This is a genomic window from Fictibacillus macauensis ZFHKF-1, assembly GCF_000269865.1.
In the GTDB taxonomy this organism is placed as follows: Bacteria; Bacillota; Bacilli; order Bacillales; family Fictibacillaceae; genus Fictibacillus_C; species Fictibacillus_C macauensis.
Genome location: NZ_AKKV01000022.1, coordinates 1 through 14274, shown reverse-complemented (window position 1 = coordinate 14274; position 14274 = coordinate 1). Strand labels below are relative to the sequence as shown.

Annotated in this window: 15 protein-coding genes; 11 read left to right on the top strand and 4 right to left on the bottom strand. The window is 43.0% G+C overall.

From position 1 onward, the window contains the following. The first annotated feature begins 107 nt into the window (after positions 1-107). Genes A374_RS06075 through A374_RS06055 form a run of 5 tightly spaced genes read left to right on the top strand, consistent with a single transcriptional unit; the run spans position 108 to position 3429 of the window. Positions 108-902, top strand: coding sequence for a hypothetical protein (locus A374_RS06075; RefSeq protein WP_007201318.1), 795 nt, complete (start codon positions 108-110; stop codon positions 900-902). Then, positions 889-1563: a hypothetical protein gene (locus tag A374_RS06070; RefSeq protein ID WP_007201317.1), complete on the top strand. Its 675-nt coding sequence runs from the start codon at positions 889-891 to the stop codon at positions 1561-1563. Before A374_RS06075 ends, A374_RS06070 begins: the two co-directional genes overlap by 14 nt. Continuing rightward, the gene (locus A374_RS06065; protein ID WP_007201316.1) at positions 1560-2300 is read left to right on the top strand and encodes a hypothetical protein; all 741 of its coding nucleotides are present in this window, start codon (positions 1560-1562) and stop codon (positions 2298-2300) included. Before A374_RS06070 ends, A374_RS06065 begins: the two co-directional genes overlap by 4 nt. Further along, positions 2297-2929 carry an ATP-binding cassette domain-containing protein gene (locus A374_RS06060; RefSeq protein WP_007201315.1) on the top strand — a complete coding sequence of 211 codons (633 nt, stop codon included), beginning with the start codon at positions 2297-2299 and terminating at the stop codon, positions 2927-2929. The genes A374_RS06065 and A374_RS06060 overlap by 4 nt, the downstream gene beginning before the upstream one ends. Further along, positions 2926-3429, top strand: coding sequence for a hypothetical protein (locus A374_RS06055; protein ID WP_007201314.1), 504 nt, complete (start codon positions 2926-2928; stop codon positions 3427-3429). Before A374_RS06060 ends, A374_RS06055 begins: the two co-directional genes overlap by 4 nt. A 14-nt stretch (positions 3430-3443) precedes the next feature. Here the strand turns inward: A374_RS06055 and A374_RS20895 are convergent, their stop codons facing one another. Together A374_RS20895 and A374_RS06045 are read right to left on the bottom strand one after the other, a co-directional pair. After that, positions 3444-4292, bottom strand: coding sequence for a hypothetical protein (locus A374_RS20895; RefSeq protein ID WP_007201313.1), 849 nt, complete (start codon positions 4290-4292; stop codon positions 3444-3446). 16 nt (positions 4293-4308) lie between these two features. Further along, the gene (locus A374_RS06045; protein WP_007201312.1) at positions 4309-5073 is read right to left on the bottom strand and encodes an SDR family NAD(P)-dependent oxidoreductase; all 765 of its coding nucleotides are present in this window, start codon (positions 5071-5073) and stop codon (positions 4309-4311) included. A gap of 138 nt (positions 5074-5211) precedes the next feature. Here A374_RS06045 and A374_RS06040 point away from each other — a divergent pair, with 138 nt between their 5' ends. From A374_RS06040 to A374_RS06020, 5 genes are all read left to right on the top strand, one after another. Then, entirely contained in the window at positions 5212-6429 is a 1218-nt protein-coding gene (locus A374_RS06040; RefSeq protein ID WP_007201311.1) for an oxalate decarboxylase family bicupin, read from the top strand. A 263-nt stretch (positions 6430-6692) separates the two neighbouring features. After that, positions 6693-8069 carry an MDR family MFS transporter gene (locus A374_RS06035; RefSeq protein WP_007201310.1) on the top strand — a complete coding sequence of 459 codons (1377 nt, stop codon included), beginning with the start codon at positions 6693-6695 and terminating at the stop codon, positions 8067-8069. Between the two features lie 54 nt (positions 8070-8123). Next, positions 8124-9332 carry an MFS transporter gene (locus A374_RS06030; protein WP_007201309.1) on the top strand — a complete coding sequence of 403 codons (1209 nt, stop codon included), beginning with the start codon at positions 8124-8126 and terminating at the stop codon, positions 9330-9332. Positions 9333-9470: 138 nt separating this feature from the next. Beyond that, complete coding sequence (locus A374_RS06025; RefSeq protein ID WP_007201308.1) at positions 9471-9683, top strand: hypothetical protein; 213 nt, start codon at positions 9471-9473, stop codon at positions 9681-9683. A 164-nt stretch (positions 9684-9847) separates the two neighbouring features. Beyond that, positions 9848-10060: a hypothetical protein gene (locus A374_RS06020; protein WP_007201307.1), complete on the top strand. Its 213-nt coding sequence runs from the start codon at positions 9848-9850 to the stop codon at positions 10058-10060. 53 nt (positions 10061-10113) lie between these two features. Here A374_RS06020 and A374_RS06015 read toward each other — a convergent pair whose 3' ends face one another. Continuing rightward, positions 10114-10446, bottom strand: coding sequence for a YolD-like family protein (locus A374_RS06015; RefSeq protein WP_007201306.1), 333 nt, complete (start codon positions 10444-10446; stop codon positions 10114-10116). A 79-nt stretch (positions 10447-10525) separates the two neighbouring features. Further along, positions 10526-12436, bottom strand: a complete 1911-nt coding sequence (locus tag A374_RS06010; protein WP_007201305.1) for a heavy metal translocating P-type ATPase — start codon at positions 12434-12436, stop codon at positions 10526-10528. Positions 12437-12797: 361 nt separating this feature from the next. Between A374_RS06010 and A374_RS06005 the strand changes: the two genes are divergently transcribed. After that, the gene (locus A374_RS06005; RefSeq protein ID WP_007201304.1) at positions 12798-14147 is read left to right on the top strand and encodes an Nramp family divalent metal transporter; all 1350 of its coding nucleotides are present in this window, start codon (positions 12798-12800) and stop codon (positions 14145-14147) included. Positions 14148-14274 lie beyond the last annotated feature (127 nt).

Here is a 14274-nt window from a genome sequence, read left to right as displayed (position 1 = left end):
ACACTTTTTATCATTTCACAATAATATTGCTAAGGATGACAAACATTGGTATTATATGTGTACTAGTCGATTTAGTACACACAAACATCAGAAAGGACGAAAGCTTTATGATGCACTTCTGGACGTTACGGTTACAACGTCGTTCTTGTTATTACGCCTTACTCATCGGGACAGCATTAGCAGTCTTTCAGTTGATCATGAAAGTAGGAGAAATAAACACGTACGATGATATTATTTTCACACCGTATACATCATGGTTATCCATCGATAGCACTCCTATTACACTTGTGTTTTTCTTAGTCTTGCCATTGTTAGCAAGTATTCCAGCCGCTACCCTTTTTCAGGAGGACTCAAAGAATGGTTTACTCTCTTCTCTATTTGTAACGTTACGGAGAAGGACGTATTTTTCCCACCTATTTTTCACTACCTTCCTGACTGGAATGATCGTAGTTGGTCTTCCGTTACTTCTCAACGCGTTCGGCTTTTTCTTATTTTTACCGAACACCCCACCTGATGAAATGATTAATCGTAATGTGGGTATTTATGAAGGATTTGCTCTTTTCTCTTCTCTTTTTTATTCACACCCTTTCGTACATATGTTGCTCAATATTGTACTTTGTTCCGTCTTTGCTGGCCTTTATGCTGTGTTTTCGTTAAGTGTCTCTTTTTGGGTAAAAAATACGTTTTTGGTCGTGACAGGAGGCTTTCTTTTGCAAGTTCTTCTGTATAGCGTGAATATCGTATTCTTTCCTGGGATTGACATAACACCACTGAATTTTTTACCCGTCCATTCGTTGTTCTTTCAAGTCAACGGTAGTCTTGTAGTATGGGTCGGCAGCGCCATGTTCTTAGGAGCATGCTTACTCTATTACACCGGAGCACGCAGACATGAAACGATGTAAGAACGTATTGCTCAATCAGCTTCAGATGCTGCTACTTCATTGGAAAGTGATGTTGATTTGTTGTGCCTTACTTGGAATCTACCTTCACTACTTAGTGCAGTTCGAACGTAAGCACGCTGAAGTATTTCACACAATGGAACTTATGAATATTGTACAAAATCGCTACTTCTATTTGTTCATGTGGGTGCCGTTAGCCTTACTGCACTTTAGTACGTATAGGATGCCAACTACCTCAGAAATCGTTGCGTGGCAAAAAAGAAATTACGGCTTACTCGCCGGACTTCTCCAAGGGTGCTTCATCATTATGATGAATCTCATCTTTGTCTGGAGTGTGGTGTATATACTCTCGGATCCTTATATGAACGACGCGTATGACTTTAGTAGATTGCTGCCTTTATCTCTTTTTATCTTCTTTGGCTTTCTAACTGTGTACCTTGTGTGGCTTGCCATATGGGTTGCAACAAATTCTAGGATTCTTGCATTTATTCTAGCCTTTAGCATCACCGTAGTTGACTTAACGGTTTGCCCCATTTTTTCTCTTCACACGTTTACCGTGTCGCTAGAGGAACGATGGTTCTCCTTTTTTCTAATCATAGGAATAGATGGATGTTTACTCGCTTTATGCTATGAACTGTTTACTCGAAAGGATTATGTATCATGAAGGTTTGGTTATTATTGAAACGAGATGTCTATTTATTCACGGCGACTTGCTATAAAAGGTTCAGTGTAACAGTATGTTGCTTATTGTTACTCGTATTTTTCCAACATACGGTACGTCCGCATGACAGCGCGCTTGCACTTGTTCAAGCCGTATTTCGAGGCTTTTCGAGAGAGTCTCACTATACCTTTCCCATCTACTGGCTGAGCTTTCATCTGGCAAGTTCTTTGATTGTTAGCAATCAGTGGCGCCGAGACTTACTATGGGGCTCAACGACACGTTTTATGAATGGCTACGCTAGATGGGAGGTTTGGTGTAGTAAGCTACTGTTGATTGGCTTTTCGACCTTTCTTTTTACGAGTACTTACTTTGGACTGATCCTAATTTTCACTTCATTGATTCCGAGCGTTCCTGCACTCTCATTCGTTGATGTGCGTGTCTTTCTCTTAATCTATAGCATTCAGTTACTGGTTACATTTGTCCTACATGTACTGTATGTCGTGTGTAATCTCGTACTTCCTGCCGTATTTTCGTTTCTCATTATGATTGTATGGCTATCGATGACAGCGCTTCTCAATGTTCCGTATAATCCGTTTAATCTGAGTCTGACGAATCGCTTGGTGGCTACCCCAGCTCTTCATGTCATCGCACTACTTGCATTGTCGATCCTCTTAGCACTAGCAGGATCGATCATTTTTAAAAATAAAGAGATCATCAGTCAAAAGGAGAATTCTGAATGAAGTTTATTGAAGCACGTACCATTACGAAACGGTTTCGAAAAAATACGGTTTTACAGCACATTTCATTGTCTTTAGAAAAGGGCAAAATATATGGGTTTCAAGGAATTAACGGCTCCGGAAAAACGATGTTATTTCGAGCGCTCTTAGGTTTAATTCAGGTGAATGAAGGAGCTATATACATAAAGGGCGAACGACTGCAGCGCTCAAAGCCATTTCCCGTACGCGCGGGTGTACTTCTTGAAAATCCAGGCTTTATTAAAGAATTTACGGGCAGGAAAAACCTACAACTACTCGCCTCCTTACAAAAAGATACAAGCAACGCTGACATTACATCTCTGCTACAAGAAGTTGGTTTACAACCAGATGATCCTCGCAAAGTAAAAAAATATTCATTAGGCATGAAACAAAAACTTGGCATTGCGCAAGCATTGTTAGGCTCCCCGGAATTTATTGTGCTAGATGAACCGACCAATGCATTAGACGAAAACAGCCTTACTGCGTTAGAAAATTTGTTACATGCTTATAAAAGAGCGGGTGCTACGTTATGCATCGCAAGTCATGATAAAGCCTTTTTACAGCGTATGAGCGATCAGATCTTTACAATTCATGAAGGGACACTCACATCATGAGAAAAATTCATTTTCTTTTTATAGGTGTCATCGTGATCATCGCCTGTAGTTTTCGATACCATCACGTGAACAGTACACCCTTTACCATTCATGAAAAAACGTTCTCCTTTCATCAACAAATCACCACGCCGAAACTAACGTTTACGCTGCAATCGTATACGGTGACAGAAGAGGCGAATGACGAAATCGTGTATCATGTAAAACTACGCATCAAAAATAATACCAAACAACCTCTGAGTTCCTTTGAGACCTTTTATATTAATCCACCTGGACAAGGTCCTAACCAAGTAGAAGGCATGATGCCGCGTGACGGTAATCACGTAATCGGTATGTTAAAACCAGGCATCACCTATGAGGGCGTTGTGGATTTTTCCTTACCGAAAAAAAGAGTAACAGCTAGCAACCATGTGATTGATCTTGTGTTCCTTGACGACGCACATGCTCGCACGGTGACGAAGTATACGCTACACCTATCTAAAAAAAATCCCCATCACAGCTGACGGGGATTTTGTCTTTATTTTACGACTTGAAAGGGAACGGTTTGCGTTACATTCATTTTTTTCATACGTGCAAAACGCTCATCTAGGTTGTTTTCTAGTACCCATTCGTGGTGTGTTTCGGCGATCATTTTTTCGCCAGCTTGCGTTAGGCCTTCCCAATCAAAGTCAACAGAAACCGTAATAGTGCCGTCTGCTGCTTGTTCAGCACTGAAATTTTTCACAGTATGAGCGCTATCTTTGACAGAGCTTGCTGTTGTTGTAAGCCAAGCTTGGAACGCCTCCCACGTCGTAACAGGTGCTGACGTGCTTAGGTTCAGTTTAAAGCTTGGTGCTAGCAATTCTTTGAATGCTTCCTGATGCGTACTTGCTGTTTCCATTAAATACAGCCAATAGTGCATAAAGGAGCGCCCGCGGTTGTCAGCATACGCATCTTGAAACTCAAATTCGCCAAGTTCGCCCGTTGGTTGAATGTTCACTACTGTAAACTTCGGAAGCCCGTCTTGTTGAAGAGCTAGCTCTGTTGTGTACGTAATCGCATAGCTATAGCGGCTTTCATCCGGACGGATATTTTGATAATGGATATCTGCTTGTAGTTTAAGCGTTGTGTCATTTAGACGCTCTACGTTTGCACGTTGTACATGATGTGCATTGCGCCATCCTTTAAACTGGAGAAGACGCTCTCCGATGCCGTCTGTACCTTTTGTTGTGCCAAGATGACCAGAAGTAATCTCTACTTCAGGATCTAGAATATCTAATTGATTGGCAATGCGTGCATCATTCATTTCTACTTCATACGCTTGATACCAGCGATGATATTGGGCAAGGGCCATATGTGTATCTTTTGTGTGTTGGAAATTTGTCATTGTGTATTACGCTCCTTTAGTTGTTTACCGGTCGGCTAGCATGTGGAAAAATAGGTGCTTTTAATTCAAATTCAAACGTCGCACCGTTCACAAAACCGACTGTTTGTGATGAATCATATAGTTGGACTAGAAAGTGGGCCATTTCCTTTGCTGTATGATACTTTGGAATGTTTTTTTCATAAGAAAAGGCGTCCACTCCTAGGGAATGCTGTAAAAATTCTGATTGTGTTGTAGCCGGAGCTAGCACTTTTGCTTGTAGTGCTGCACCTTTTGCTTTTAATTCATGCGCTAATCCTTCTGTAAAGGCACTCACATAAAACTTCGTCGCACAATACGTAACAACCTGATCAACGAGTAGATATCCGCCTCCAGATGAGACATTAATGAGCTGTGCTCCTTGTGTATTCGCATAGTCTCGCGCGTATAGAGTAGAGAGAATCGTTACCGCTTCAACATTCAAACGCATCATCTGTTCCACTTTTTGCAAATCTTGCGTTTCAATCGCCCCAACATGGCCCATTCCTGCGTTATTGATCCACGTTTTAATAGAGCGATCCTTCACGGCTTCATATAGGGCATAACATTGCGCGATGTCGGCTAAGTCATACGTGTGAATATCCACCTCAACAGCGTACTTGCTTCGAAGTTCTTGTTGCAGCGCTTCTAGCTTGTCTAGTCTTCGCGCTACTAAAATGAGATGGTCACCACGCTCAGCAAATGCATGCGCTGCTTCATAACCTATTCCTGAGCTAGCTCCTGTAATGAGAGTGAAATTCTTCATATGCCGCTCCTTTCTACCCTCTTATCGTAAAACTTAGTGTGCGCTCTAACGCAAGTTAAAAATTCATTAAAACTCATTTTCTTTCTCTTTTTTGCATACATAATGTGTGATGGAAAAAACACGATCGTGAGGTGTCACATGAGAACATGGAATGCACCTGAAGGAATCCCGCAACCCATTCGTCGCAATGCTGAAGGGAAAATCATTGCTGGTACGTATGACTTTGGGCCACGCGACGTCATGATTGATCGGCAAAACCCAGATCTTCTCGTTCCTCCTGTTACCGATGCTGGGATTGTTCCGAATTTAAAATTTTCTTTTTCTAACACCTCGATGATTTTAAAGCCTGGCGGGTGGTCACGGGAAATTACCATTCGCGAGCTACCAGTAGCTACAACGCTTGCTGGTGTTAATATGTGTTTAACAGCTGGCGGCGTACGCGAGTTGCATTGGCATAAAGAAGCAGAATGGGCTTTTTTATTGTTAGGGCGCGCCCGTATTACTTCTGTGAATCAAAATGGCCAAAATTTCATTGCCGATATTAATCCCGGTGATCTCTGGTATTTCCCACCTGGCATTCCGCACTCGATTCAAGGATTAGAGCATTGTGAATTTCTGCTTATTTTTGATAACGGTGATTTCTCAGATCAATCTACGCTATCACTGTCTGATTGGTTTTCTCGTACACCTAAGGATGTTCTTTCGGCAAACTTCGGTGTGCCGGTCAGTGAATTTGCGAACATTCCGCAAGAGCAGCTGTACATTTATCAAAGCACCGTTCCTGGCCCAATCGCCACACAAGCCGTTTCCTCTCCCTACGGCGTCGTTCCAGAAAGCTTTAAATACGAGCTCCTCAAACAACCACCGATTCGAACGTCCGGCGGTACTGTTCGGATCGTTGACTCGACCAATTTTCCAGCGTCCAAAACGATTGCCGGGGCGCTCGTTGAAGTAGAGCCTGGTGGCATGCGCGAACTGCACTGGCATCCGAATAACGATGAATGGCAATATTACATGACCGGTCAAGGCCGAATGACCGTCTTTCTCGGTAACGGTACAGCGCGTACCTTCGATTATCGCGCTGGCGATGTTGGTTACGTTCCGTTTGCTACAGGCCATTATATCCAAAATACCGGCACTGAAACATTGCGCTTTTTAGAAATGTTTAAAAGCAATCGATTTGAAGATGTTTCTCTTGCTCAATGGCTCGCACTCACCCCGAAAGCATTAGTAGAAAGCAATTTAAATGTTGGATCCGCCTTTGTCGATTCCTTACGCAAAGAAGATAGTCCCGTCGTGAAATATCCGGGCTTTACGTTCAATCCGAATCTTCCACCGACGGAGCAAGACCAATAGATGCTCGTCAAAAAGAGAGAATGATTTTAAAAGCCAAGGTTGGGGTAAGTATACACAGATCGTGTGCTATATTTACTCCTTTTTTCAGTTGTAAACCATCACTTATCACCCTTAGCCATCATCGTTGCATAGTAACCTCTCGTCTCATACCTACTAGTCACAAAATCCAAGGAAAAAGGAAAGTAAGGAAAGAAATCCCTTTAAACTTATTAAACTTTTATGTATAATAAGTTGGTGAAGAATAGAAAGGAAGGTGCAGTTGGATGAATGATTCTGCAACACGACCTAAAATTGTGGCAATTGCCTTACTGATCGCGACGTTTTTAACGGCGATTGAGGGTACGATTGTATCGACCGCTATGCCGAAAATTGTGGGAGACCTTGGAGGCAGTCAGTTATATACGTGGGTTATTTCTGTCTATTTGCTTGCAACCGTCATTAGTACGCCGATTTTTGGAAAGTTAGCTGATTTATATGGACGGAAAAAAATGTTTGCTAGCGGTGTGATCATTTTTTTAATCGGTAGTCTTCTATCAGGCTTTGCAGCCACGATGGGACAGCTTGTACTTTTTCGTTTAATTCAAGGAATTGGTGCTGGGGCGCTCACCACCATTCCATTTACAATTATTGGTGATATCTTCACCTATGAACAACGCGCCAAAGTGCAAGGCTATATTAGTAGTGTGTGGGGAATTGCCGGCATCATTGGTCCGCTAGCTGGCGGCTTTATTGTTGATCAAATTTCATGGCATTGGGTCTTTTTTATGAATTTACCTTTTGGCATTGTCGCTCTCTTTATTTTATGGACCAGCCTTCATGAGCACGTTGAAAAGAAAAAACAAAAAATCGATTATGGTGGCATTGTGACGTTTGCCATTAGCATGAGTGCCTTTTTATATGCGCTCACGCTCCTAAAAGAAACAAAATCACTATCTGGTAGCATTGTCGGATGGTTTTTGCTTGCCTTCATTGGGGTGATGGTCTTTTTACGCATTGAACGGAAAACGTCCGAACCGATGCTGCCGCTTCAGCTTTTTCGTATTCGCGCGATTACGGTAGCCAATATTGCCGGCTTTCTACTTGGTTTCATTCTTGTCGCCATTACGTTTTACATTCCATTATGGATTCAAGGCGTGAACCATTCGAATGCTACATATTCCGGCATTGCGATGCTGCCAATGTCTCTCACCTGGCCTACCGGTGCTGTGTTATCAGGAAAATGGTTACCAAAAAGTTCCGCGGGACGCCTATCCCTCGTTGGGATTGCGATTATTTTTATCGGGCTACTACCGACCGTGTTCTTTCAAGCAAGTACGTCACTTCTTTGGATGATGATCGCTACGTCGATTCTTGGGCTCGGCTTCGGCTTATCGCTCACGACCTTTACGGTTGCCGTTCAATCGGCGGTTGGTTGGAACTTACGAGGCGCGGCGATGGGTTCTAACAATTTAATGCGCAACCTCGGGCAAGCAGTCGGTATTGCTGTTTCAGGTTTATGGTTAAGCAGTGAATTAGCAGGTACCGCCCTAGCAAACAGTCTACATCAGATTTTTTATATCCTCGTCGGGCTTGCGATCGTTGGTTGCCTAACGACCTTTTCCCTCATTACAAAAGAGAAAAAAGCATCAGAAGCTGCTTAAGCGAAGCGGTTGGCCTCGGTCAACCGCTTACGTTACATATGAAGGAGAATGACTATGAAACGGCCCTTTTTTTTGTATTGGTATAGTTCAACAAGTCTTTCACTTGCTGATGTTATGTACATCATGGTTCTCACCACTTTTTTATACGAACAAACCGGTTCTGCTCTCCAAGCGGCTATTCTTCCCCTCGTTAATGCGCTCACAAGCTTTGTCGCTGGGATGACAATTAGCGTCATTCGGCGCTTTGCTTCCTTTCGTCAGCTATTGCTGCTATTACAAATCGTGAAAGCAAGTGCCATTACCATTTTCACGTTTGGCTTTTCGTATTTTTCTTCTCAGTACAGTTATTTGCTTTTCATTTTACTCATTGTGTCGTTGGCAGAAGGTTGGGGCAATCCTTTATTGCGCACAACCATTATTCATCTCGTGCCACAACCATCGCTTCTTAAAGCCAATAGTCTATTATCTCTTAGCTCGCAAACCGTGCAAATTGCTGGTTATTCGCTAACAGGTTTTCTTGTGATCGCAATGGGAAATACAATTCCTCTGCTTATTACCGTTGCCTTATTATGGAGCGGCGTGCTAACGCTCTTCTTTACGCTTCCTCATATACCCGAAACGACAACCGAAAAAGCCTCTCCAGTAACAACGATGAAAGCCGGCTGGGTAACGTTATGGCGGCAACCGACCTTACGTCTCGTTACCCTTATGGATGTTATTGAAGGCATGGCGGGCACGATTTGGATTGGCGCATTAACACTTGTGTATGTAACAGAGGCACTCCATGAATCACCGCAATGGTGGGGATATATTAATGGCAGTTATTACATTGGAACGATTGTGGGCGGCTTTTTAACGTTAGCGCTTGCTTCCTTCGTCAAACGACATCTTGTACTCGCTATGATAGTCGGCTCGGCTTGCTTTAGTTTACTTACGCTTTTGTATGGACTCAGTACGATGCCGTTGCTCTCCCTTGTGCTTTGTGTGTTGATGGGACCAAGCTATCAGCTCCGCGATGTTTCACAGGAAACGGCGTTTCAGAGCAGTGTTCATGCAGAACAGTTACCGAACGTCTATGGTGCGCGCAGCGTTCTCCTATCATTAACGTCAGCAAGCTCTATTCCATTGTTCGGTTTTATTGCCGATCACTATGGTATTCGTAGCGTGTATGTCATTGCCTCTATTTTCATTAGTTTTTCAGCATTATTAGCCTTTATGTTATTACAGAAACAACGCTCACTTTCAACTGTAAACAACCTGTAACATGGCACGTCTTGTTAAAAGTTAGAAAAGAAGCTATTCTTTAGAAAGAGAACGTCCCTCATTTTGCACTGTATAAAAACCACATTTTTCCTTACACTACTAGAGAATAATTCCTGTAAAAGTTAAAGAGGTGACTCTATGCTTTCTATTATTTTAAGGCTTGTTGCCGTTATTGGTTGTATTTTATACTTCGTCTTTTTAACGGACGTGAACGAAGGTTTTAGCTTATTACAACTAGAAACGCTATTGCCGATGGTAAGTGCTACGCTCGTTTTACTTGCGCTCTATTCCGCAGTGTACCTTCTATGGGATGCTTTTACCTTCTTCTCTCAAAAAAATCGCAAAGTCTAACACAAAACGTTAGCTTGCTTTTTTATGTGAAGGCACCTGGTGTTGTTTGCCATAACATGCAGTCTTGTTAAAAGTCAGAAAAAAAGCTATTCTTTAGAAAGAGAACGCCCCTTCACTCTGTTGCTAGAGCATGATTCTTGGGGAAAAGTTAAAGAGGTGACTCTATGCTTTCTATTACGTTAAGACTCATTGCAGTCATTGGTTGTGCTTTATACTTTGTTTTTCTAACTGACGTGAACGAAGGCTTTAGCTTTTTGGAACTAGAATCGCTATTGCCGATGGTAAGTGCCACGCTCGTTTTACTTGCGCTCTATTCCGCAGTTTATCTCTTATGGGATGCTTTTACCTTCTTCTCTCAAAAAAATCGCAAAGTTTAACACAACAACAAAACGCCAGGTTGCCCTTTTATGAAGGCACCTGGCGTTTTTGATTATTCATGTGGCGCAACGTCAATAATGTCAGTAAGCTTTAACGTATGTCTGTCGCCATGAAAATCAACAATTCTTAGCGCCTGTTGCTGCGTATCTGCATAATGAACACGCCCAATTAACAGATGAAAGTCCCCTTTCTGATAGTACGTGAAACAAATCGGTACATTGTACGCCATCGCTTCATGAATGGTTTCCTCCATCCGTTGTAATTGTTGTTCATCAAGCTCTGGTTGTTTTTTTTGACTTTGATTCCAATTCAGTTCTTTTAGCGCTTGGATATGCTCTGGTAAGAACATACCTTGCCATTTAAGCTTGCCACGATCCCGAAGCATTCGCATCACCATCCTTGTTCTATTATATGCGAATATACGTTCGGTTTACACTGAGAAATTTAGACAATTTTTTCATAACCTAGCCTTTTAGCAAGCGCAGGCCATTCATAATCACAAGAATGGTACTGCCTTCATGGCCGATTACACCAAGTGGCAAGTTCATTTGTTGCGTTAGTGTAGCTATTATTAAGCCTACGATGACCGCGCTTGAAAACCATAAATTTTGCTTAATAATTGTATTCATTCGTTTTGAAAGCAAGACCGCTTTCGGGAGTTTTTGCAGCTCATTTTTCATTAAAATAACGTCTGCCGTATCAATCGCCACATCGGTTCCTTCTCCCATCGCAATCCCTACATTTGCAGTGGCTAGCGCGGGGGCATCGTTAATGCCATCTCCAACCATCGCCACGCTCTCATACTGTTCTTTTAATTTTTGAATATGCTGTCCTTTCGTTTCTGGTAAACACTCCGCAATGTACGCTTCCATCTGCAAGGCCGCCGTCAGCCGTTGCGCCGTTTTTTCATGATCGCCCGTTAACATAATAGAATGGATGCCGATTGTTTTTAAAGAATGAAGGGCGTCGTGGGCATCATGACGAATCGTATCTAACAACGCACAATAACCGACGATTTCCTCATTCACTTGAAAGAAAATTAACGTTTTCCCTTCATTTCTACGTGAAGTAAGCACCTCACCAAACCGTTCGTCAAGCGCAGCTTCACCAACAAAAGCAGCTTTGCCAATTTTCCATACGTCGGCCCCAATCTGTGCTCGCACCCCAGCACCCGGCACATCTTGAAAGTGATGTAGTCCATAAGCTGCTTGTGCATCGCCAATATACTGCACAATAGCCTTTGCCAATGGGTGATTGGAATGTTGCTCAATACTGCTAACCGACCGTCGAACGTCTTGTTCATCGTATCCCTCTACAACAACAAAATCCGTCACCGTTAACTTTCCAGCCGTCAGTGTGCCTGTTTTATCAAAAACGATCGCTTGAATTTTACCCAGATTTTCGAGATGAACGCCCCCTTTAAATAAAATGCCACTGCGAGCACAATTCGAAATAGCAGACAAGGTAGCCGGCATAATAGAGGCTACAACGGCACAAGGAGAAGCCACAACAAGCAAAACAATCGCATGGTAAAACGTCGTCTCCCAACTCCACTCTAGGAGATAGTGAGGCACCACCATCATAAGAGCTACAAAAAGGAGCACGCCCTTTACATACTTGCCTTCAAATGACTCGATAAATTGCTGAGAAGGCGACTTTTCTTGTTGCGCTTGCTGAACGAGATGAATGATTTTTTGAAAAAGTGTTTCCGTTGATCGCTTCGTCACACGGACAACTATAGAGCCGCTAATGTTCATCGTGCCTGCAAATACTTCTCCTGTTACTTCTTTTGTCACCGGCAGCGGTTCACCGGTAATGGACGATTCATCGATCGTCGTCAGTCCTTTTTCAATGACCCCGTCAATGCCAATACGCTCTCCAGCCTTGACAAGAATCAAATCACCTATTTGTAACGAAGAAACATGAACATACTGCTGTTTGTCAGAAGTAAGTAATAATGCTTCTTCGGGCTGTAACTCCATTAATGAGGCAATTTCCTGATTGCTTTTATTTAACGTATACGTTTCAAGCGCACCACTCATCGCAAAAATAAAAATTAAGATGGCGCCCTCTGCCCAATAGCCGATGATCATGGATCCAATCGCCGCCAACACCATCAACAATTCTACATTTAAGGTCCGCTCTGTAATCGTCTCTTGAAGCCCCTCTTTTGCCTTCGCAAAGCCACCAATCATAAATGCAATACAATAGGAGAAAATAGAGGCATACGTAAAATCGTTTCGTTGAAGCAACCAGCCGGTAATAATAAGCACACCACTAATTAGCGCGCACATGAGCTCGCTATGCTGAAACAACGAATGTCTTAGGAACCTTTTCGATGGTTCATTTTTGGGGACGACTGCATTCATATCCATTGACACTCCTCCTTACTGAGAATTAGAATCAATTTCATTACCTTTAAAAATGCAGAAAAGCTGCCATTTACTTGGCAGCTTTCGGACAACCTTCCGAGGTGATACACTTATTTTTTTGAATTTTGCATGGAGGAAACTTTATCTCCATAGTATGTGAGAAACTTCAAAAAAGTCAATATTCAGAAATATATTTTTCTTACTTTTTCCGTTGGGCAACTTTTTTTTATAAATAAAATCCTATTGCTTGATGGAAACATTTATGTTCGCTACAATATACTACAAAGGAAGACTATACGAACGTTGAATCGTTACCTTTGAAAAAGGACTTCATAAGAACGGCGCACGTGAGGAGGAACGACTTATGCAAAAAGCTAGACCAGCTAAAGAAAAAGAAAACAACGGCTGGAAACAAGAGCAAGAAATGGCGAGTTTACAAGAAGTCAATCGGAGCATCGCTATTAAAAAAGACGGTAGTTTTTTTCGCCGCCTTCTTGGCTTTATCGGACCCGGCTATTTAGTCGCTGTTGGTTATATGGACCCTGGAAACTGGGCCACGTCCATTGCTGGTGGTTCACAGTTCGGCTATACGCTGCTTTCGGTTATCTTAATCTCCAATCTCATGGCAATTTTACTGCAAGCATTATCGGCGAAATTAGGGATTGTTTCTGGCAGAGATTTAGCGCAAGCTTGTCGCGATCACTATAGCAAGCCGGTATCATTTATGCTTTGGATCTTATGTGAGCTTGCGATTGCCGCTTGCGACTTAGCCGAAGTCATCGGAGCCGCCATCGCCTTAAACTTATTATTTGATATTCCACTCGTCTATGGTGTGTGCATTACCGCCTTTGATGTATTGTTAATTTTACTGTTACAAAACAAAGGCTTTCGCTATATCGAAGCGTTCGTCATTGCGCTTATTGCCACCATTGCCGTTTGTTTTGGCATTGAGCTCTTTTTATCCAAACCGGAAATCGGTGGGGTCGTACAAGGTTTTCTTCCAAGCACGGAAATCGTCAGCAATCCACAAATGCTTTACATTGCATTAGGGATCTTAGGAGCAACAGTTATGCCACATAACTTATACCTTCACTCCTCCATCGTGCAAACGCGGGAATACGACCGCTCTCTTGAAGGAAAACGTTCTGCGATTCGCTTTGCGACCATCGATTCAACCGTCGCGCTCATGCTCGCGCTCTTTATTAATGCAGCCATCTTAATTTTGTCAGCCGCTGCTTTTCACACATCCGGTCATACCGAAGTGGCGGAAATTCAAGATGCTTACCATCTACTTGATCCGCTACTCGGCTCAGGCATCGCTGGCATCATGTTCGGTGTGGCGCTACTCGCCTCCGGACAAAACTCAACACTAACAGGCACGCTCGCTGGGCAAATCGTGATGGAAGGCTTTCTACGCATTCGCCTGAAACCGTGGATTCGCCGTCTCATTACACGCATGATCGCCATTATCCCAGCCGTCATCGTCACGCTTCTCTATGGCGAAAAAGGAACCGGACAGCTACTCATCCTAAGCCAAGTCATTTTATCCCTACAGCTCTCCTTTGCTGTGATTCCACTTGTTAAATTCACAAGTGATAAAAATAAAATGGGCCCATTCGTCAATAAGCCTATTACCAAATGGCTCGCTTGGTTCGTCGCCCTCCTCATCCTCGTATTGAACGTTTACTTGTTATGGGGAACATTTTTTAACTAGCTTTAAACCCACACGGTGTGTGGGTTTTTTTTGTGGGGTGGGCGGAGGCGGGACCGAGATGTGGGGGCGAGCACAGATGGCGTGGGGCGCGGGCGGAGGCGAGATGTGGGCGCGGGCACAGATGGCG

What these genes read in the sequence shown, in the direction of transcription:
- A374_RS06070 (WP_007201317.1), top strand. Translation starts at nt 889, where the DNA reads ATGAAACGATGTAAGAACGTATTGCTCAATCAGCTTCAGATGCTGCTA.
- A374_RS06045 (WP_007201312.1), bottom strand. Translation starts at nt 5,073, where the DNA reads ATGAAGAATTTCACTCTCATTACAGGAGCTAGCTCAGGAATAGGTTAT.
- A374_RS06020 (WP_007201307.1), top strand. Translation starts at nt 9,848, where the DNA reads ATGCTTTCTATTACGTTAAGACTCATTGCAGTCATTGGTTGTGCTTTA.
- A374_RS20895 (WP_007201313.1), bottom strand. Translation starts at nt 4,292, where the DNA reads ATGACAAATTTCCAACACACAAAAGATACACATATGGCCCTTGCCCAA.
- A374_RS06035 (WP_007201310.1), top strand. Translation starts at nt 6,693, where the DNA reads ATGAATGATTCTGCAACACGACCTAAAATTGTGGCAATTGCCTTACTG.
- A374_RS06040 (WP_007201311.1), top strand. Translation starts at nt 5,212, where the DNA reads ATGAGAACATGGAATGCACCTGAAGGAATCCCGCAACCCATTCGTCGC.
- A374_RS06065 (WP_007201316.1), top strand. Translation starts at nt 1,560, where the DNA reads ATGAAGGTTTGGTTATTATTGAAACGAGATGTCTATTTATTCACGGCG.
- A374_RS06005 (WP_007201304.1), top strand. Translation starts at nt 12,798, where the DNA reads ATGCAAAAAGCTAGACCAGCTAAAGAAAAAGAAAACAACGGCTGGAAA.
- A374_RS06075 (WP_007201318.1), top strand. Translation starts at nt 108, where the DNA reads ATGATGCACTTCTGGACGTTACGGTTACAACGTCGTTCTTGTTATTAC.
- A374_RS06030 (WP_007201309.1), top strand. Translation starts at nt 8,124, where the DNA reads ATGAAACGGCCCTTTTTTTTGTATTGGTATAGTTCAACAAGTCTTTCA.
- A374_RS06060 (WP_007201315.1), top strand. Translation starts at nt 2,297, where the DNA reads ATGAAGTTTATTGAAGCACGTACCATTACGAAACGGTTTCGAAAAAAT.
- A374_RS06010 (WP_007201305.1), bottom strand. Translation starts at nt 12,436, where the DNA reads ATGGATATGAATGCAGTCGTCCCCAAAAATGAACCATCGAAAAGGTTC.
- A374_RS06015 (WP_007201306.1), bottom strand. Translation starts at nt 10,446, where the DNA reads ATGCTTCGGGATCGTGGCAAGCTTAAATGGCAAGGTATGTTCTTACCA.
- A374_RS06025 (WP_007201308.1), top strand. Translation starts at nt 9,471, where the DNA reads ATGCTTTCTATTATTTTAAGGCTTGTTGCCGTTATTGGTTGTATTTTA.
- A374_RS06055 (WP_007201314.1), top strand. Translation starts at nt 2,926, where the DNA reads ATGAGAAAAATTCATTTTCTTTTTATAGGTGTCATCGTGATCATCGCC.